Raw genomic sequence first — 17,352 nt, forward strand, 5'->3', positions numbered from 1 at the left:
CGGGTCACTGCCCGTCAGGCGCACACAATGTCATGGGTACCAAAACTGCAATTGACAAGAACCTAGCACGAATGTCGCTCCGGTGGGGCCTTTGGAGCGCGGGGACGGTCTCCCGGGGGCAGGATGTCCGTATGTTGCTGGCCGATCTGGCGCGGGTGTCGGCGGACGTCGCCGCGGCATCGGCGCGTTCCCGGAAGACCGCGCTGCTGGCCGGGCTGTTCCGGGCCGCCGCCCCGGAGGACGTACCGGTGGCCATCCCGTACCTGGCCGGACGGCTGCCGCAGGGGCGGATCGGGGTCGGCTGGAGCGTCCTGCGCGAGCCCGTACCGCCGGCCGGCCGCGCCACGCTGACCGTGCGCGATGCCGACGCGGCGCTGACCGGCCTGGCCCGGGTCGCGGGGGCCGGCGCGCAGGGCGAGCGCCGGCGTCTGGTCCGGGAGCTGATGGCCGCCGCGACCGGGGAGGAGCAGCGGTTCCTGGTCGGCCTGCTGACCGGAGAGGTACGGCAGGGCGCGCTGGACGCCCTCGCCGTCGAGGGGCTGGCCGCCGCGGCGGAGGTGCCGGCGGCGGAGGTCCGGCGGGCCGTGATGCTGGCCGGATCGCTGCCGGACGTCGCGCGGGACGTACTGTCCGGGGGGTCGCCGGCGCTGGCGGAATTCCGGCTCACCGTCGGGCGGCCCGTCGGACCGATGCTCGCGCACAGCGCCACGTCGCTGGACGAAGCCATCGACAAGCTCGGCGCGTGTGCCGTGGAGCAGAAACTCGACGGCATCCGGGTGCAGGTGCACCGGGACGGGCCGGATGTACGGATCTACACCCGCACCCTGGACGAGGTCACCGACCGTCTGCCCGAGGTCACCGCCCTCGCCCTCGGCCTGCCCGCGGCGCGCTTCATCCTGGACGGCGAGGTGATCGCCCTGGACGGCGACGGCCGGCCGGTGCCGTTCCAGCGGGTAGCGGGCCGGTTCGGTTCGCGGGTGGACGTCGCCACCGCGAGGGCCGCGCTGCCGCTGTCCCCGGTCTTCTTCGACGCGCTGTCGGTCGACGACCGCGACCTGCTGGAACGGTCCTGCGAGCAGCGGCATGCGGAGCTGGCAGGGCTGGTTCCGGAGCCTGCGCGGGTGGGCCGCTACGTGGTCCACGACCCGGCCGATCCGGCCGCCCGCGCCGCCGCCGGGGACTTCTGGTCCCGGACCCTGCGCCAGGGCCACGAGGGCGTCGTGATCAAGTCCCTGGACGCGCCGTACAGCGCGGGCCGACGGGGCGCCTCGTGGCTGAAGGTGAAGCCGGTGCACACCCTCGACCTGGTGGTGCTGGCGGCGGAGTGGGGGCACGGACGGCGCACCGGCAAGCTGTCCAACCTCCACCTCGGAGCGCGCGGGCCGGACGGCGGGTTCGTCATGCTCGGCAAGACCTTCAAGGGGCTCACCGACGCCATGCTCACCTGGCAGACCGAGCGGCTGCGGGAGCTCGCCGTCGACGAGGGCGGTCATGTCGTGACGGTGCGTCCGGAACTCGTTGTCGAGATCGCCTACGACGGTCTCCAGACGTCGTCGCGCTACCCGGCCGGCGTGACGCTGCGCTTCGCCAGGGTGGTGCGCTACCGCGAGGACAAGACGGCTGCCGAGGCGGACACGGTCGAGACGGTCCTCGCGGCCCATGCCGGGGACGGAGGATAGCCCGGCTCATGGCAGGGAAACGGAGTGCCGGACTGCTGCTGTTCCGCGGCAGCGGCGCGGCCGTCGAGGTGCTGCTGGCCCATATGGGCGGGCCGTTGTGGGCCCGGCGTGACGCGGGTGCCTGGTCGGTGCCCAAGGGTGAGTACGTCCCGCCGGAGGAGGCCTGGGACGCCGCCCGCCGGGAGTTCGAGGAGGAGCTGGGGCTGCCGCCCCCGGACGGCCGCTATGTTCCGCTGGGCGACATCCGGCAGTCCGGCGGCAAGGTGGTGACGGTCTGGGCCGTCGAGAGCGACCTCGACCCGGACCGGATCGTGCCCGGCACCTTCGAGATGGAATGGCCGAGAGGGTCCGGAGCGACCCGCGCTTTTCCTGAGATCGACCGGGTGGCGTGGTGCGCGCCCGAAGAAGCCGCGGAACGCATGGTCGCGGGCCAGCGGGTGTTCCTGGAGCGGTTGGCCGCCCATCTTCAGGGCAAGGCGCCCGAGTGACCCATTCGGTTCTCCGGCCTCCCTGCTTTTACCGTTTTGTTCTCTGTGGGCAGTCCCGCGCACGGCCAGGGAGCAGGAACGAAAGAACGGCGAACGAAGAACGGTGGAGGGCGAACGGAACGACGGTGAGCGAAAGGGAAGCGATGCGAAGCTCACATGCTCCGGTCCGGACTCGCCCTGGACACCTATTTGTCCAACGGGCAGTCTGAGTACGGGGATTTCACACGGGGGGCCCTGGGGACGGGGTCATGAGCATGCCGCGGGGGCCGCATGTTGCGAATCCATTTCGACGCCCGGGATGTCGCGCGCGTACAGATTGCCGCCGAACCCGATCCGCTCTGGGAAACGGTGCTCGCCATACACCAGCTGGCGGCGACGGGCCGCGGGGTGCCGGTGTACGCGGCCTGGCGCGCCCGCGCCCGCGTCGAGCTGGCCCAGCGCGGCCTGACCCGTCCGGCCCGGCTGATCAGCGCGCTCGCCCCGTCCGACGCCGGCTACTTTCCCGACTTCCTGACACCCGATGCGGCCCGCGACGGCCTGGCCGCCGGGCTGGAGGCGCTGCGGGACACCCCCGGGGCGCGGCTGACCGCCGAAGCGGAGCGGGCCGGGCTGCCGGCGCGGCTGCCGCACTGGGCCGGCGCGCTGGCCACGGGCAGCCGGCAGCCCCTCGACGAACTGGCCGCCGCGTTCCGGGAGGTGCACCGGGCGGTGATCGCCCCCGACTGGACGGAGGTGACCGCGGCGGTCGACACCGACCGCGCCGCGCGCGTCCGCACCCTGTCCCGGGGTGGCGTCGACGTCATGCTCAACACCTTGCGACCCATGGCCCGCTGGGAGCCGCCGGTGCTGCATGTGGACTATCCCGCTGACCGCGACCTGCGTCTGCACGGACGCGGACTCCGGCTGATCCCGTCGTACTTCTGCTGGCGCCGGCCCATCGCACTCGCCGACCCCGGCCTCCCGCCGGTCCTGGTCCATCCCGTCGAACACGCCACGTCCTGGGCCCCGGCCGCGTCCCGCACCTGCCACCCGCAGGCGCTCGCCGTCCTGCTCGGCCGCACCCGGGCCCGTATCCTCGCCGCCCTGGACGACCCGACCACCACCGGCGAGCTGGCCCGCCGGCTACGGGTCTCCGCCCCCTCGGCCAGCGAGCATGTGAGCGCCCTGCGCGAGGCGAACCTGGCCCGCAGCCGACGCGACGGCGGATACGTCGTGCACGCCCTCACCCCCCTCGGCACGGCACTGCTGCACGGCGAACTGGCGCCGGTACGGCTGCCGAACTGAGGGCTGGGAGTACGACACGGCGCTCCCCGGGGTGTCGCGGGCTGCGGGCCGCCGGCCTCACGGCCGGACCTGGATCTTCCTTCCCTGCCCTGCCGAGAAGCGGTCCAGCGCCTCGGTGTACCGGTCCAGCGGCAGCCGGTCGCTGATGAAGACATCCGGGTCCAGGACGCCGGCCGCGAAGAGTTCGGCGGCGCGTTCGTAGCTGTGCAGCACGGCCATCGAGCCGGTGATGGTGATCTCCTGGTTGTAGATCCGGTACGGCTCGATGACGGCGCGGGCGGCGTAGTCGGCGACGCCGAACTGGAGGAAGGTGCCGCCCTTGCCGACCCGCGCCAGGGCGTCCTGGATGGCGCGTTCATTGCCGGTGGCGTCGATGACCACGTCCCAGCCGCGCGGGCGGTCGAGCTCGTCGGCGGACCCGGCCGCGTTGGTGCAGCCGAGGGTGCGGGCGGTCGCCAGCCGATCCGGGTTGATGTCGACGACGTCGACGCCCGCGGCCCCGGTGCGCTTGGCCAGTTCGAGCATCATCAGGCCCATCGTGCCGGAGCCGTAGATCAGGACCTGGGTGCCCAGCTGCTGGGAGCGCAGCACGTCATAGCCGCGTACGGCACAGGAGAGCGGTTCGATCAGTGCCGCGTCCTCGGTGCGGACATGGTCCGGCAGCTTGATGCAGTTGGCCACGGGTGCGACGGCGAATTCTGCTGCGCCGCCGGCCGTGGACACCCCGATCGCGGCCCAGCGCTCACAGAGGTTGTTGCGCCCGATGCGGCAGTAGTGGCATTCGAAGCAGTAGAGGGACGGGTCGACGGCGACCCGGTCGCCCTCGGTCAGTTCGGTGACGGCACTGCCGGTCGCGACGACGGTACCGGCGAACTCGTGCCCGGGGATGACGGGCAGGCTGGGCGCGAACTCGCCCTGGAGGATGTGCAGATCGGTGCCGCACAGCCCGCAGGCGGCGACGGAGACGACGACATCGCGGGGACCGGGCGTCGGATCCTCGACGGTGGTGACCTCGACCTTGCCGGGTGCGCTGATCACTGCGGCTTTCATTTCACGGCTCCGAGCGAGAGGCCCTGGACGAGCTTGTCCTGGGCGGCGAATCCGGCGATGAGCACCGGGAGGGAGACAACGGTGGCGGCGGCGCACACCTTGGCCAGGAACAGTCCCTGGCTGGTGACGAAGCCGGTCAGGAACACCGGCGACGTACCGGCCACGATGCCCGTCAGGACCCGGGCGAACAGCAGCTCGTTCCAGCTGAAGATGAAGGAGATGAGCGCCGTCGCGGCGATTCCCGGCATGGCCACCGGCGCGACGATCCGGATCAGGGTGGTGTGCAGCCCCGCGCCGTCGATCGACGCGGCCTCCAGCATCTCGACCGGGACCTCGGAGAGGAACGAGCGCATCATCCACACCGCGATCGGCAGATTCATCGAGGTGTAGAGGATGACCAGCAGCCAGGTGTTGTCCAGCATCCCGGTGTTCTGCGCGACGAGATAGATCGGCAGCAGACCGGCCACCAGCGGCAGCATCTTCGTGGAGAGGAAGAAGAACATCACGTCGGACCACTTGCGCACCGGCTTGATCGACAGCGCGTACGCCGCCGGTACGGCCAGCGCAAGGACCAGCAGCGTGGAGACGACGGAGGCGGTGAACGAGTTGATCAGCGGCGGCCAGGGGCTGATGCCGGTGCCCTCGCCGAAGAACTCGCGGTAGCCGTTCAGGCTGAGCGGGGCACCGAGGCTCGGCGGGTTGGTCGCCGCGTCCGTCTCGCTGTGGAAGGACGTCAGCACCATCCACGCGACCGGCAGGAAGAAGGCGATCCCGCACAGCCAGGCCACCAGGCCCAGCAGGCTGCCGGTGCGTCGCCGGCGGGTCAGGGGTGCGTTGTTCATCGGGTGACCTCCTCGCGCAGCAGGGACGAGACGGAGCGCAGCGCGAAGGTCGCCACCACCAGCGAACACAGCACGACGATGACGCCTTGCGCGGAGGCCTGTCCGTAGTCATGGGCCTGGTAGAAGGTCTGGTAGATGGTGTAGGGGAGGTTCGCGGTGCCGAGTCCGCCCGAGGTGATGGTGAACACCGCGTCGAAGTTCTGGACGACGTAGATGGTGCCCAGCAGCGCGGCCAGTTCGAGGTAGCGGCGCAGATGCGGCAGGGTCAGATAGCGGAAGATGTCGAACGGGGTGGCGCCGTCCATCCGGGCCGCCTCGATGGCGTCCGTCGGCCGGCTCTGCAGCCCGGCCAGCAGGATCAGCATCATGAACGGTGTCCACTGCCAGATCAGCGACATCTCCACCGCGGCGAGCGGGGAGTCGGTCATCCAGTCCGGCTGCGGCGGATTGTCGCTGCCGAACAGCCCCCATATCCACGTCAGCGTGCCGTTGAGCAGCCCGTACGAGGCGTTGTAGAGGGCGTGCTTCCACAGCAGGGCGGATGCGACGGGCACCACCAGGAACGGGGTGATGAGCAGGGTGCGGACGATGCCGCGGCCGCGGAAGCTGCGGTCCAGCAGCAATGCGAGGCCCAGCCCCATCAGCAGGCTGACCAGCACCACGGTCACCGTCAGAAGCACGGTCGTGACGACCGACGTCCGCATCGCGGGGTCGGTGAAGACGGCGGTGTAGTTGTCGAAGGCGGCGAAGCCGCGGCTGTCGGGAGCCAGCGCGTTCCACTTGGTGAAGGAGATCACCACGGTTGCCAGGAACGGCAGTTGGGTCACGACGATCATGAAGACCAGGGCGGGCAGCAGGGGCGCGCGCCGCACCCAGTCCTTCGTCCGCTGTGCGCGCCGGGCGCGGGCCGCCTGACGGCCGGGAGCGGGGACGACGGCCTCGACGGGCCGGGGCTTCTCAGCGGTTTGCATATGCATCGGACACTTCCTGTGCCAGTCGCTGGCTCTTCTTGAGGGCCTCGGGCACGGTCTGCTTGCCGGCGATCGCCGAGCTGATCTCGTTGGAGACCTTGGTTCCCAGGTCGGCGAACTCGGGGATGCCGACGAACTGGATCCCGGGGGCCGGGCGTGGCTGCACGCCGGGGTCGTTGGGCCGCGCGGAGCTGATCGCGTGCTGGGTCGCGTGGGCGAAGGCTCCGGCCTCCTTCAGGTACTGCGGGTTCCGGTAGAGGGAGGCCCGCTTGCCGCCGGGCACCTTCTCCCAGCCCAGGGTGCGGCCCACCAGCTGCTCGTACTCCTTGCTGGAGGCCCAACGGATGAACTTCCAGGCCGCGTCCTGGTGCGTACTGGCCTTCTGCAGGCCCCACGCCCAGGTGTAGAGCCAGCCCGAGCTGTCCGTCCGCTCGACCGGCGCGGGCGCGTAGCCGATCTTCCCGGCGACCTTCGAATCGGAGCTCTCCAGCGAGCCGGCGCCGGCGGTGGCGTCGTACCACATGGCGACCTTGCCCTGCTGCATGTTGTTGAGGCACTCGGCGTAGCCGGCCTGCGGCGCGCCCGCCTCGCCGTGCTTGCGGACCAGATCGACGTAGAACTGGGTGGCCTTGGTGAATTCCGGGCTGTCCAGCTTCGCCTGCCAGTCCTTGGTGAACCAGGTCCCGCCGAAGGTGTTGACGACGGTGCTCAGCGGGGCGACCACCTGTCCCCAACCGACCTGGCCGCGCAGGCAGATGCCCTTCATGCCCTTGCGGTAGCCGTCCAACTTGCCAGCGATGTCGGCGACTTGGTGCCATGTGGGGTTCTTGGGCATGGTCAGCCCCGCGGCCTCGACGAGGTCCTTGCGGTACATCAGGAACGATGATTCGCCGTAGAACGGCTCCGCGTAGACCTTGTCGTCGGCTGCGGTGAGTGATTTCTGGACCGGAGCGAGAATGTCGCTCGAGTTGAACTCCGGGTCCTTGTCGGCCCGTTCGTCGAGCGGGGCGAGCCATCCGTTGCGGGCGTAGATGGGCGTCTCGTAATTGCTGAGACTGGCCACGTCGTACTGCCCGGCCTGGCTGGAGAAGTCCTGGCTCATCTTGTCGCGCAGATCGTCCTCCGGCAGCACGGTGAAGTTCACCTTGATGCCGGTGTCCTTGGTGAAGTGCTTGGCGGTGAGCCGCTGGAGGTCCACCATCTGCGGGTTGTTCACCATCAGCACGTTGATGGCGTTGGCGTCGCCCTTGCCCACGTTTCCGGCGCCGGAGCAGCCGGCGATGGACAGCGACAGGGCCAGGGCGACCGAGGTCAGCCCTATGGCGCGGCCGGTACGGCCTTGCCTGGGGGATCGTGCTCTCATGGCTCTTGCCTTTCTGAGGACGTCTGGGGGAGGGGGACGTCGGGAGCGGGGGTGGTGCGCTGATGGCTGGTGCGGGGAGTGCCGGATGTGCGGTGCGGTTGGCCGCGGGCAGGCTCGGGGGACCGTCCGAGGGCCGGGGTGTGGCCTTCGGCGGTGCGGTGGTGGTTTGGCGGTGGTTCCTGCGGGGCCGGTCGTCCGGGCGGCCCCGCCCGGTCAGACCCGGAGCACCTGCGGCCCCAGGAGCGAGTAGCGGTGTGCTTCCGGTGCGGAGAGCCCGGCGTCGGTGACGATCGTGTCGAGATCGCTCACCTCGGCGAACTTGCAGAAGCTGCTGGCGCCGAATTTGTTGTGCACGCCGACCAGCACCCGCCGCCGCGAGGAGCGGACGGCCTGCGCCTTCACATCGGCGACGGCCGGATCGGGAGTGGTCAGTCCGTGCTCCCGGGAGACGCCGTTGGCACCCAGGAACGCGAGGTCGATCACGAACCGCGCGACCATGTCCCGGGCCCAGGAGCCCACCGTCGCCTGCGTCCGGGAGCGGACCCGGCCGCCGGCCAGCAGGACGGTGGTGAACTCGGACGCGGAGACCAGGGACGCGGTCCGCAGCGAGGCGGTGATCACGGTCAGCGGACGGTCGGTGGGCAGTTGCATGGCGACCAGCTCGGGTGTGTACCCCTCGTCCACGAACACCGTCTCCGCCTCGCCGACCAGCTGTGCCGCGGCCGCGGCGATCCTCCGTTTCTCCGCCACCTGCTGGGTCTCACGCCGGGCCAGCGTGGTCTCGAAACCGGCGCTCTCGACGGGGTACGCCGCGCCGTGCGTACGCCGGACCAGGCCGCGGCGCTCCAGCTCGCTCAGATCGCGTCGCACGGTCTCCCGCGAGACGTCGAACTCCGCCGCGGCATCGGCGACCTCGACCCGCCCGGACTGCCGGACGAGCGCGAGGATGCGGTGTTGGCGTTCCTCGGCCCTCATGGCTGCCTCCTGCCCACTGCGGTGTTCGTTCGGTTCTGTTCGGTCACGGGGCTGCCCGTTTCTGCCCGCCTGAGGTTTATAGCAACCGTACGAGGGCGGACGACTGCCCGTAATGCGAGAAAACCTGACCGTTTCTGCCCGCTCCGGGACCGGGCCGCACCGGCCGACAGGCCCCGGCGATGCCCGTACGTCCCTCCGTAACGGCCCGTCCCCTTGCCCGCACAGGTCGAAAAGGCCGCTTAGTCTGGACGCCATGAGCTCGGAGATGCGGTCGTTGGCGGTCACTGCGATCGTGCAGGAGGAAGAGTGCGCTGTCCTGCGGGTCAGCGGAGAGCTGGATCTCCGCACCGAGCAGGCCTTTCTCGCGGAGGCGCGGTCGGTCGTCTCGGCCGGCCACCGCTTCCTCGTGCTCGATCTGACGGCGCTGCGCTTCTGCGACTCGCGGGGACTGAGCTGCCTGCTCGCCCTGGAGTGGCTGTGCCGGCGCCTGGAGGGCCGGCTGCTGCTGGCCTCGCTCGGCGTACGGATGCTGCGGCTGCTGGTCGGTACGCAGTCCCTCGGCGTCTTCTCGTGCTTTCCCACGGTCGGCCATGCGCTGGCCGCCGTCCCCGACGCCGCGCGCCCGGAATGGCCGCCCGTGGCGGGGGACCCGTCCGTGTGACGGGGCGCCTCATCCGGGTGACGTGCGCCCGGCCGGGCAGCGCACCCCCAGCCAGGCGTCGTCGAAACGGGCGAAGACGAGCTTCTTGTACGGGCCGGATTCATAAAGCAGCCCGAAGGTGCCGTCCTTCAGCCGGGTCAGCGTCGAGTAGGCCGCCGCGCCCGGTGTGACGACCCGGGATACCGGCCAGCTCCGGCCGTCGTCGCAGGACAGCCGGACGGTGAGGTTCTCGCGCGCCTTCGTGCTCGCCGTATTGCTGAAGAGCAGCCAGTGCGAGCGCGCACGGTCCGGCCCCGCCGCCGGGTCGTAGCGCAGGATCGACGCATTGTTGACCGGGTCGATCAGTGTGCCGTCCGCGACGGGGGTGCTGTAGCTCAGCCCGCCGTCCCTCGAATGGGCCACCAGCCGCTTCTTGGTGCTACTGGTGCGGCTGTTGAGCATCACCCGGCCATCGGCCAGCTCAACGGTCTTGTTCTCGTCCATCCGCGGCCCGACCGGCTTCCCCATGCGCCAGCTCTCCCCGTGGTCGTCGCTGTACGCGCTGGCCGCCCACATACTGCCGTCGGCCTTACGGAACGCGTACTGCTGGAGCAGCCGCCCGGTGGAGAGCTGGATGCCGGTGCCGGACGACGCGAAGATGCCGTGCCAGGACGGGTCCTTGAGGTCCTTTGTGCCGCGCCGGGTCCGCCAGCTGCGGCCACCGTCGTCCGAATAGCTGTAGTCGGTGTGCAGGACGGTGGTGCTGTCATGGGCGTTGCCCGCGCCCGCGTTGGCGAAGCCGATGCCCTTGGGGCCGTACGCGTGGAAGAGGAAGACCCGGCCGGTGTCCCGGTCGACCAGCAGACTCGGGTCACCCGCGCCTGCACCGCCGTCGTGGTCGACGACCGCCCGCGGGGCGCTCCAGGACCGGCCGTTGTCGGTGCTGCGCCGGACCATCACATCCAGATTGCCGGGCAGATCGGCCGCGCTGTCATTGCGCCGGTCGTAGGCCGCGAGGAGGGTGCCGTCCGGCAGCGTGCCCAGGGCCGGGATGCGGTAGGTGTGCGCCCCCTGCCCGGACACCGCCAGATCGGTGGACTCGTACAGGGGCGACCGGACATCCGGACGGGGCCGCGCGGCGCGCGGTTCGGCGGCGGGCGAGGCGGGAGCGGCAGGGGCGGCGGGGGCGGTCAGCAGACCGGCGCCCGAGGAGAGCAGCACGGCGGCCAGCACCACGCGACGGGCGGGTTTCACCAATACCTCCATGCCCCCATACGTCGTACCTGTATGTCTTCCTGACGGTACGTTCGTCCGCCCCTGGGGCACGCCGGGCGCGCCCGTTAGGGCGTGGCACCCTCGCGCAGCGCGTCGATGAGGGCCTCGACCGACGGCCGGTGGCGCGCGGCGGCGGCCACGGCGACCACGATGTGCCGCTCGACGAGGTCATCCAGCGGCAGCGGCGCGATGCCCTCGGAACGCAGCCGCAGCATCAACTCCGTCACCGGTGCGACACCCAGCCCCGCCCCGACCATCGCCAGCGAGGTCGCGGTGTCGGTCACCTCGTGGACGACCCGCGGTTCGAAGCCGGCCCGGCGGCAGACGACGCGGATCGCCCGCCCGTAGTACGAGCCGGGAGCGGGCAGGATCCAGCCGGACCCGGCGGCGTCGGCCAGCCGCAGGCACCCTGGGCGCGGCGCCGGTCCGGCCGACGGGAACCACGGTGGCTGCCCGGCCGGTACCGCCAGCGAGAAGCGTTCGGAGCGCAGCCGCACCAGCTCCACCGCGTCGTCCCGGGCGAGGGGCGCGTCCGGATAGTCCAGGCCGAGCGCCAGATTCACCCGACCGGCGCAGACCTCCGCATACGCCTGGTCCACATCCACCTCACGGCTCACCACGCACACACCCGGGTGCCGCGCGCGCAGCCGACGCAGCGCCGGCGGGAGCAGCACGGCCGCCGCCGTACCGAAGACACCCAGCCGCAGCCGCCCGGAGACCTCGCCACGACTGTGCTCCAGCGCCGCCATGGCCTCGTCCTGCGCGGCCAGAATCCGCACGGCGTGCGTGACGAGGGTGTGCCCGGCGTCCGTCAGTTCCACCCGGCGCCCCGTCCGCCGTACCAGCTCCGTCCCCGTGGCCCGCTCCAGCGCGGCGATGTGCTGTGACACGGCGCCCGGCGTATAACCCAGGGCCGCGGCCGCCGCGGTCATCGTGCCGCTCCGGGTCAGTTCCAGCAGCGTCCTGAGCTGCACCGCCGGCAATTCCATGCCCGAACCCCCAGAAGTCCTCATAGATCGCGTTGAGTAACTGTGCATGGACGCACGACCGCCCGGCCGTCACCATCTCAACCACGGGTGGACGGAACTCCGCCCGGCCACCCGTGGAGACCGGAAGGCGGCTCGATGGCTCCCACTGCGGTTTCTGTCCCCCTCCCCGAGCAGGCCGATGTCGTGATCATCGGCGGCGGTGCCATCGGGGCGAGTATCGCGTTCCACCTGGCCGAGGCGGGCGCCGGCCGGGTGCTCCTTCTGGAGCGCGACCGGCCCGCGTCCGGATCGTCCGGCAAACCCATCGGCGGTGTCCGCGCACAGTTCTCCGACCCGCTCAACATCCGGCTCGGGCTGCGCAGCCTGGACGCCTGGCGGAACTTCGCCCGCCGCCCCGGCGCGGATGTCGGACTGGAATCCGTCGGCTATCTCTTCCTGCTCGGCGACGACAGTGAACTCGCCACCTTCACAAGGGGAGTTGAAGTCCAGAACGCGCTCGGTGTGCCGAGCCGCATCATCGGCCCGCGCGCGGCCCGGGACCTGTGCCCGTACCTCGACCCGCGCGGCATCGTCGCCGCCGCATTCTCGCCCACCGACGGCTACGCACTGCCCAAGGCCGCGGTGACCGGCTATCTGCGCGCGGCCCGCCGGCTCGGCGCGACCGTACGGACCCGCTGCCCGGTCACCGCCATCGACACCGCGGACGGCACCCTCCAGGCGGTCCGCACCCCGCATGGCACCGTGCGCACGCATACCGTGGTCTGCTGCGCGGGCGCCTGGTCCGGCGCCATCGGCGCGATGGCCGGGGTCGACCTCCCCGTCACACCCCTGCGCCGCCAGATCGCCTTCACCGGACCGCTGGACCCGGCACCGCCCCGTATCCCCTTCACCCTCGACTTCGCCTCCACCCTCTACTTCCACAACGACGCAGCGGGCGGCCTGCTCATGGGCCTGTCCGATCCGGCCCAACAGCCGGGATTCGGACGGCGGTTCACCCGCGAATGGCTACCGCCGTTCCGTACGGCCGCAGCCCGCCGCGCGCCCCGGCTCGCCCGGATACCCGTCGTCGGCGGCTGGGCCGGACTGTACGAGATGACCCCCGACCGCAATGCGCTCATCGGCGAAGCCGGACACCTCGGCCGGTTCCTGTACGCGACCGGGTTCTCCGGCCACGGCTTTCTCCAGGCACCCGCCGTCGGCGAGATCGTCCGCGACCTCTACCTCCGCCGGGAACCGTTCCTCGACGTCGGCCCGCTCGCCGCCACCCGCTTCGACGGGCGCGCCATCCGCCCGGAGGCCCACATCATCTGACCGCCGCCCCCTTCCCCCTGGAGTCCCGCATGGTCCCCACCTGGCGGCTGCGCGCCGCGTTCGCCCGCCGGCTGTCCGGCATGTACGGCACCGAAGTCCCCGCCTACACCACGCTGCTGGAGGTGACCGGGCAGATCAACGACGAGGTCGCGGGCCGGGACCCGGACGCCGGGCGGCTCGGCGGCATCGCCCGGGTCACCGCCGAACGCCACGGTGCCATCCGCGTCGGCACCGCGGAGGAACTCCGGTGTGCCGCCCAGATCTTCGCCGCCCTCGGCATGCACCCGGTCGGCTTCTACGACCTGCGGGACGGCGATGTCGGCGCCGTCCCCGTCGTCTCCACCGCCTTCCGGCCGACCGGCACCGAAGAACTGGAACGCAACCCCTTCCGGGTCTTCACCTCGCTCCTGACCACCTCCGACCGCCGCTTCTTCGACGCGGACCTGGAATCCCGGCTCGAATCCTTCCTCGGCCGCCGACGCCTCTTCCCACCGGAGCTCCTCCGGCTCGCCCAACACGCCGAGGAGTCGGGCGGACTTGAGGAACCGCAGGCCGAGCGCTTCCTCACCCTCGCGGTCGCCGCGTTCGAACTGTCCCCCGAGCCGGTCGACCGCGCCTGGTACGCCGAGCTGGAACGGGTCTCCGCCGTCGCCGCCGACATCGGCGGGGTGGCGGCCACCCACATCAACCACCTCACGCCGCGGGTCCTGGACATCGACGCCCTCTACCGGCGGATGGGGGAGCGCGACATCACCATGATCGACCGGATCCAGGGGCCGCCCCGCTGGGACGGACCGGATGTGCTGCTGCGCCAGACGTCCTTCCGGGCGCTGGCCGAGCCGCGGACGTTCCGCGAGGCCGACGGCAGCGTCACCGCAGGCTCGCTGCGCGTCCGGTTCGGCGAGGTCGAGGCCCGCGGCATCGCCCTGACCCGCGCGGGCCGGGCCCGCTACGACGAGCTGACGGCCGAGGCGGAACGGCAGGCGGCGCAGCACCCCGAAGCGGACCGGCAGGAGACGGCCCGCGCGCTTTGGGACGCCGGCTTCCCGCGCACCGAACACCAACTCGCCGCCGGACAGCAGGCGTTCTTCACCTACCGCCCCGCAACCGGACGGCCCCGCGACGGACAGCACCCGCCCGCCGGCCTCGCGGGCCTCCTGGAACAGGGCTGGCTCACCGCCCACCCCCTCGTCTACGAGGACTTCCTGCCCCGGTCCGCCGCCGGCATCTTCCGGTCCAACCTCACCGGCGAAGGCACCCGCGACGCGGACCTGGCCGGCACCCCCTTCGACGCCCACCGCCTCTCCGAAGCGATCGGCCGGCCGGTGCACGACCCGTTCGCCCTCTACGCGACCCAACAGGACCGCTCGCTGCGCCGGGCGCTGTCCTCCCTGGAGGCCGGCGCGGCGCTACGGGCCCTGGACGCCGGTCAACCGGCCCCCTGACCACCCCACCCACCCCACTCTCCAAGGAGCCCCGCCATGCCCGCCGCACCTTCCGCCGGCCCCCGCCTGCCCGACACCGACTCGTTGCGCGCCCGTGCGACGGCAGCCCTGCGCCGCTGCGGCGCCGACCTCGGTGCATACGCCGCTTCCGGGCCGGCGGAACCCGACGTCATCCTCGCCCGTACGCCGCTCACCGGCGGCACGCTCGCCCTGCTGCCCGCCGCCACCGCGGAACAGGTCGACGCGGCCGTCGATGACGCCCACCGGACGTTCCAGCAGTGGCGCACCGTCCCCGCCCCGAAGCGCGGGGCCCTGGTGAAGCGGCTCGGGGAACTCCTCACCGCACACAAGGACGATCTCGCCGACCTGGTCACCATCGAAGCGGGCAAGATCCGCTCCGAGGCACTCGGCGAAGTCCAGGAGATGATCGATATCTGCGACTTCGCCGTCGGCCTCTCCCGGCAGCTCTACGGCCGCACCATCGCCGGTGAACGCCCGGGCCACCGGCTCTCCGAAAGCTGGCACCCGCTCGGCGTCGTCGGCGTGATCTCCGCCTTCAACTTCCCCGTGGCCGTCTGGTCCTGGAACACCGCCATCGCTCTGGTCTGCGGCGACACCGTCGTCTGGAAGCCGTCCGAGCTCACCCCGCTCACCGCCCTCGCCTGTGCCGGGCTGCTCGCCAGGGCGGCCGCGGAGGCGGACGCGCCGCCCGGCGTGCACCGGCTGCTGCTCGGCGCGCGGGAGTGCGGTGAGCGGCTGGTCGACGACCCGCGGGTGGCGCTGGTCAGCGCGACCGGTTCGGTACGCATGGGGCGGCAGGTCGGCCCGCGGGTGGCCGCCCGGTTCGGCCGCTGCCTGCTGGAACTCGGCGGCAACAACGCCGCCGTCGTCACACCCTCGGCGGACCTCGAACTCACCGTCCGCGGCATCGTCTTCTCCGCCGCCGGCACCGCGGGCCAGCGCTGTACGACGCTGCGCCGGCTGATCGTCCACGACGACATCGCCGACCACCTCATCGAGCGGATCACGCACGCGTACGGCCAACTGCCCCTCGGCGACCCGTTCGACGACGCGACGCTGGTCGGCCCGCTCATCAACACCGCCGCCCATACGGCGATGACCGCCGCGCTGGCCACCGCGCAGCGCGCCGGCGGGAAGCTGCTGGCCGGCGGCGACCGGTGCTTCGCGGCGGAGGCACCGGACGCCGCCTACGTCCGGCCGGCGGTCGTCCGGATGCCGGAACAGACCGAGATCGTCCGCACCGAGACCTTCGCACCGATCCTGTACGTCCTGACCTACCGCACCCTCGAAGAAGCCATCGCCCTGCACAACGGCGTCCCCCAGGGACTGTCCTCCAGCATCTTCACCAGGGACCAGCGGGAGGCCGAGCGGTTCCTCGCCGCCGACGGGTCCGACTGCGGTATCGCCAACGTCAATATCGGCACGTCAGGGGCGGAGATCGGCGGCGCGTTCGGCGGCGAGAAGGAGACCGGGGGCGGTCGTGAGTCCGGCTCCGACGCCTGGCGTGCCTATATGCGACGCGCCACCAACACCGTGAACTACTCCGCGGACCTGCCACTGGCCCAGGGCGTCAGCTTCCTGTGAGCCGGGGGGCACTGGGGTCTGTCCGATGGGTCATGGCCGGGCGGTACGCGCGCCGCCTCATCGGGCGCGCCCGAGGTCCTGGACGAGCGTGGGCGACGGGCGGGGGATCTCGCCGAAGTCCTCGTCATCGCTGTCCACGACAAGACGGTTGATCACGTTCTCCAGGGCGGCGGGCAGCGTCGGGGCCAGCCCGCTGTGCCACTGGACGAGGAGGTTGTGCCGGGCCGCGTCCGGCAGCAGCTGATTGTCGTCGACCTCGAACGCAGACTCCGCCCGGCATTCCTCGTCGGGCGCGTGCGCGGCCTGCCCGCGCCAGAAGGCGGCGTCGCGGTACTCGCCGTTGCGGCGGTGCGAGAGATACAGGCAGTAGGCGGCGGTCCGGCTGCCGGCGCCCGCGCCGAAGTGCCACCAGAATTGCGCCGCGTCGTGCCGCCCGGTGATGTGCAGCAGACACGCGAAGACCAGGGCGCCCTCGGGGTCGATGTGGTGGTCATTGACCAGTCGGTCGAGGCTGGCGGCGGCGGCCGCGGCGTTGACGACCAGTGCACAGGCGAGTTCGAGTTCACGGGTCGCTTCGTCGCGGGCGCTGGGGTAGGAGCTGGGCGCGCCACGGTCCGCGCGGACCGGCATCGGCCTGGGGGAGGGGCCTGCTCCCCACCCTGCCCCGGGGGGATCGTCGAAGCAGCCGAGGCCGTCGAGCGTGCCCGCGTCATCGAGGTCGCCGAAGGCGGCGAGGCCGTTGATTCCGGCCACATCGGCGGCGGCGCTGAGCAGCGTTTCGACGGTGTCCCGGCGGTCCGCGTGATGGGTGTACGTCATGGTCATTTCCCCCTTGTGGTTCCTTGGTCGATGCCGAGCGCGGCGGCGAGCTTGCGCTTGCCCCGGCTGGCGTGGGAGCGGACGGTGGCTTCGTCCACACCGAGAAGTGCCGCTATCTGTCCGTCGCCGTACCCGATGACATGCCGCAGCACGATCACATCGCACTGCCGCTCCGGGAGCCGCGAAATGGCCGCGTAGAGTCCTAACTGGCTTTCCAGCAGGGCGAATTGTTGCTGGCATTCACGCAGCAGGGCCTGGGTGACGACGGCGAAGGCGGCGGTTTCGGTGAGCGCGGTGGGTTGCTGGTGGTCGTACAGCCACTCCACGACGCGTTCCTTGAGCACCGACCAGGCGAACGCCTCGACGGATGCCTGGCGCAGCGCATGCGGCCAGAGGCGGAACAGCCGGCGGTAGGCGGCGCGGGTGACCTCGCGGGCCGCCGCCTCGCTGCCGGTGTGCAGATAGGCGTATGTCAGCCACTTCCGGGAGTGCGTCGCGTGGAAGGCCTCGAAGGTTATCGACAAGTGATGACTCGACGGGTCGCGGCTCGACGGGTGGCGAGGTGACGGGTGGTTAGGTGTCGGGTGGTGAGGTGACGGGTGGTGACTGGACAGGT

At 71.4% G+C, this 17,352-nt stretch carries 16 protein-coding genes; 7 read left to right on the plus strand and 9 right to left on the minus strand.

Annotated features, from left to right (window positions below; all coding sequences use genetic code 11):
• Positions 1-131: 131 nt before the first annotated feature.
• The 3 genes from AB0I10_RS20080 (at position 132) to AB0I10_RS20090 (ending at position 3,451) form a co-directional block, all read left to right on the plus strand.
• A complete protein-coding gene (locus AB0I10_RS20080; RefSeq protein ID WP_363153854.1) occupies positions 132-1,679 on the plus strand; it encodes an ATP-dependent DNA ligase in 1,548 nt (515 codons plus the stop codon).
• Positions 1,680-1,687: 8 nt separating this feature from the next.
• On the plus strand, positions 1,688-2,167 hold the full coding sequence (locus tag AB0I10_RS20085; RefSeq protein WP_363153855.1) for an NUDIX domain-containing protein: 480 nt from the start codon (positions 1,688-1,690) through the stop codon (positions 2,165-2,167).
• Positions 2,168-2,437: 270 nt separating this feature from the next.
• Positions 2,438-3,451, plus strand: a complete 1,014-nt coding sequence (locus AB0I10_RS20090; protein WP_363153856.1) for a winged helix-turn-helix domain-containing protein — start codon at positions 2,438-2,440, stop codon at positions 3,449-3,451.
• Positions 3,452-3,508: 57 nt separating this feature from the next.
• On the opposite strand, the gene AB0I10_RS20095 is transcribed toward AB0I10_RS20090, so the two are convergent.
• The 5 genes from AB0I10_RS20095 to AB0I10_RS20115 form a co-directional block, all read right to left on the minus strand.
• Positions 3,509-4,501: a zinc-dependent alcohol dehydrogenase family protein gene (locus AB0I10_RS20095; RefSeq protein ID WP_363153857.1), complete on the minus strand. Its 993-nt coding sequence runs from the start codon at positions 4,499-4,501 to the stop codon at positions 3,509-3,511.
• Positions 4,498-5,343: a carbohydrate ABC transporter permease gene (locus tag AB0I10_RS20100; RefSeq protein ID WP_363153859.1), complete on the minus strand. Its 846-nt coding sequence runs from the start codon at positions 5,341-5,343 to the stop codon at positions 4,498-4,500. The genes AB0I10_RS20095 and AB0I10_RS20100 overlap by 4 nt, the downstream gene beginning before the upstream one ends.
• Positions 5,340-6,179 carry a sugar ABC transporter permease gene (locus AB0I10_RS20105; RefSeq protein ID WP_363153911.1) on the minus strand — a complete coding sequence of 280 codons (840 nt, stop codon included), beginning with the start codon at positions 6,177-6,179 and terminating at the stop codon, positions 5,340-5,342. The genes AB0I10_RS20100 and AB0I10_RS20105 overlap by 4 nt, the downstream gene beginning before the upstream one ends.
• A 121-nt stretch (positions 6,180-6,300) precedes the next feature.
• Positions 6,301-7,677 carry a sugar ABC transporter substrate-binding protein gene (locus AB0I10_RS20110; RefSeq protein WP_363153860.1) on the minus strand — a complete coding sequence of 459 codons (1,377 nt, stop codon included), beginning with the start codon at positions 7,675-7,677 and terminating at the stop codon, positions 6,301-6,303.
• Positions 7,678-7,890: 213 nt separating this feature from the next.
• Positions 7,891-8,652, minus strand: a complete 762-nt coding sequence (locus AB0I10_RS20115; RefSeq protein ID WP_363153861.1) for a DeoR/GlpR family DNA-binding transcription regulator — start codon at positions 8,650-8,652, stop codon at positions 7,891-7,893.
• 253 nt (positions 8,653-8,905) lie between these two features.
• On the opposite strand from AB0I10_RS20115, the gene AB0I10_RS20120 reads away from it, so the two are divergent.
• Positions 8,906-9,313: an STAS domain-containing protein gene (locus tag AB0I10_RS20120; protein ID WP_363153862.1), complete on the plus strand. Its 408-nt coding sequence runs from the start codon at positions 8,906-8,908 to the stop codon at positions 9,311-9,313.
• 9 nt (positions 9,314-9,322) lie between these two features.
• On the opposite strand, the gene AB0I10_RS20125 is transcribed toward AB0I10_RS20120, so the two are convergent.
• Both AB0I10_RS20125 and AB0I10_RS20130 read right to left on the minus strand, forming a co-directional pair.
• The gene (locus AB0I10_RS20125; RefSeq protein WP_363153863.1) at positions 9,323-10,546 is read right to left on the minus strand and encodes a sialidase family protein; all 1,224 of its coding nucleotides are present in this window, start codon (positions 10,544-10,546) and stop codon (positions 9,323-9,325) included.
• A gap of 86 nt (positions 10,547-10,632) precedes the next feature.
• Positions 10,633-11,556 (minus strand): LysR family transcriptional regulator, encoded by a 924-nt coding sequence (locus AB0I10_RS20130; protein ID WP_363153864.1) that lies wholly within the window; start codon positions 11,554-11,556, stop codon positions 10,633-10,635.
• Between the two features lie 135 nt (positions 11,557-11,691).
• On the opposite strand from AB0I10_RS20130, the gene AB0I10_RS20135 reads away from it, so the two are divergent.
• From AB0I10_RS20135 to AB0I10_RS20145, 3 genes are read left to right on the plus strand one after another with little or no spacing between them, the layout of a single operon-like run.
• On the plus strand, positions 11,692-12,867 hold the full coding sequence (locus AB0I10_RS20135) for an FAD-binding oxidoreductase (RefSeq protein ID WP_363153865.1): 1,176 nt from the start codon (positions 11,692-11,694) through the stop codon (positions 12,865-12,867).
• A 29-nt stretch (positions 12,868-12,896) separates the two neighbouring features.
• Positions 12,897-14,312 carry a VOC family protein gene (locus tag AB0I10_RS20140; RefSeq protein ID WP_363153866.1) on the plus strand — a complete coding sequence of 472 codons (1,416 nt, stop codon included), beginning with the start codon at positions 12,897-12,899 and terminating at the stop codon, positions 14,310-14,312.
• Between the two features lie 36 nt (positions 14,313-14,348).
• Complete coding sequence (locus AB0I10_RS20145) at positions 14,349-15,917, plus strand: aldehyde dehydrogenase family protein (RefSeq protein ID WP_363153868.1); 1,569 nt, start codon at positions 14,349-14,351, stop codon at positions 15,915-15,917.
• A gap of 57 nt (positions 15,918-15,974) precedes the next feature.
• Here AB0I10_RS20145 and AB0I10_RS20150 read toward each other — a convergent pair whose 3' ends face one another.
• Positions 15,975-16,736, minus strand: a complete 762-nt coding sequence (locus AB0I10_RS20150) for a hypothetical protein (RefSeq protein ID WP_363153870.1) — start codon at positions 16,734-16,736, stop codon at positions 15,975-15,977.
• 2 nt (positions 16,737-16,738) lie between these two features.
• On the minus strand, positions 16,739-17,260 hold the full coding sequence (locus AB0I10_RS20155) for a sigma-70 family RNA polymerase sigma factor (protein WP_363153871.1): 522 nt from the start codon (positions 17,258-17,260) through the stop codon (positions 16,739-16,741).
• Between the last annotated feature and the right edge of the window lie 92 nt (positions 17,261-17,352).

Source organism: Streptomyces sp. NPDC050636, from assembly GCF_040654775.1.
GTDB lineage: Bacteria > Actinomycetota > Actinomycetes > Streptomycetales > Streptomycetaceae > Streptomyces.

Coding starts and splice junctions, on each gene's coding strand:
- AB0I10_RS20115 (WP_363153861.1), bottom strand. CDS start 8,652: ATGAGGGCCGAGGAACGCCAACACCGCATCCTCGCGCTCGTCCGGCAG.
- AB0I10_RS20145 (WP_363153868.1), top strand. CDS start 14,349: ATGCCCGCCGCACCTTCCGCCGGCCCCCGCCTGCCCGACACCGACTCG.
- AB0I10_RS20080 (WP_363153854.1), top strand. CDS start 132: ATGTTGCTGGCCGATCTGGCGCGGGTGTCGGCGGACGTCGCCGCGGCA.
- AB0I10_RS20135 (WP_363153865.1), top strand. CDS start 11,692: ATGGCTCCCACTGCGGTTTCTGTCCCCCTCCCCGAGCAGGCCGATGTC.
- AB0I10_RS20140 (WP_363153866.1), top strand. CDS start 12,897: ATGGTCCCCACCTGGCGGCTGCGCGCCGCGTTCGCCCGCCGGCTGTCC.
- AB0I10_RS20120 (WP_363153862.1), top strand. CDS start 8,906: ATGAGCTCGGAGATGCGGTCGTTGGCGGTCACTGCGATCGTGCAGGAG.
- AB0I10_RS20095 (WP_363153857.1), bottom strand. CDS start 4,501: ATGAAAGCCGCAGTGATCAGCGCACCCGGCAAGGTCGAGGTCACCACC.
- AB0I10_RS20090 (WP_363153856.1), top strand. CDS start 2,438: ATGTTGCGAATCCATTTCGACGCCCGGGATGTCGCGCGCGTACAGATT.
- AB0I10_RS20130 (WP_363153864.1), bottom strand. CDS start 11,556: ATGGAATTGCCGGCGGTGCAGCTCAGGACGCTGCTGGAACTGACCCGG.
- AB0I10_RS20150 (WP_363153870.1), bottom strand. CDS start 16,736: ATGACGTACACCCATCACGCGGACCGCCGGGACACCGTCGAAACGCTG.
- AB0I10_RS20110 (WP_363153860.1), bottom strand. CDS start 7,677: ATGAGAGCACGATCCCCCAGGCAAGGCCGTACCGGCCGCGCCATAGGG.
- AB0I10_RS20100 (WP_363153859.1), bottom strand. CDS start 5,343: ATGAACAACGCACCCCTGACCCGCCGGCGACGCACCGGCAGCCTGCTG.
- AB0I10_RS20105 (WP_363153911.1), bottom strand. CDS start 6,179: ATGATCGTCGTGACCCAACTGCCGTTCCTGGCAACCGTGGTGATCTCC.
- AB0I10_RS20085 (WP_363153855.1), top strand. CDS start 1,688: ATGGCAGGGAAACGGAGTGCCGGACTGCTGCTGTTCCGCGGCAGCGGC.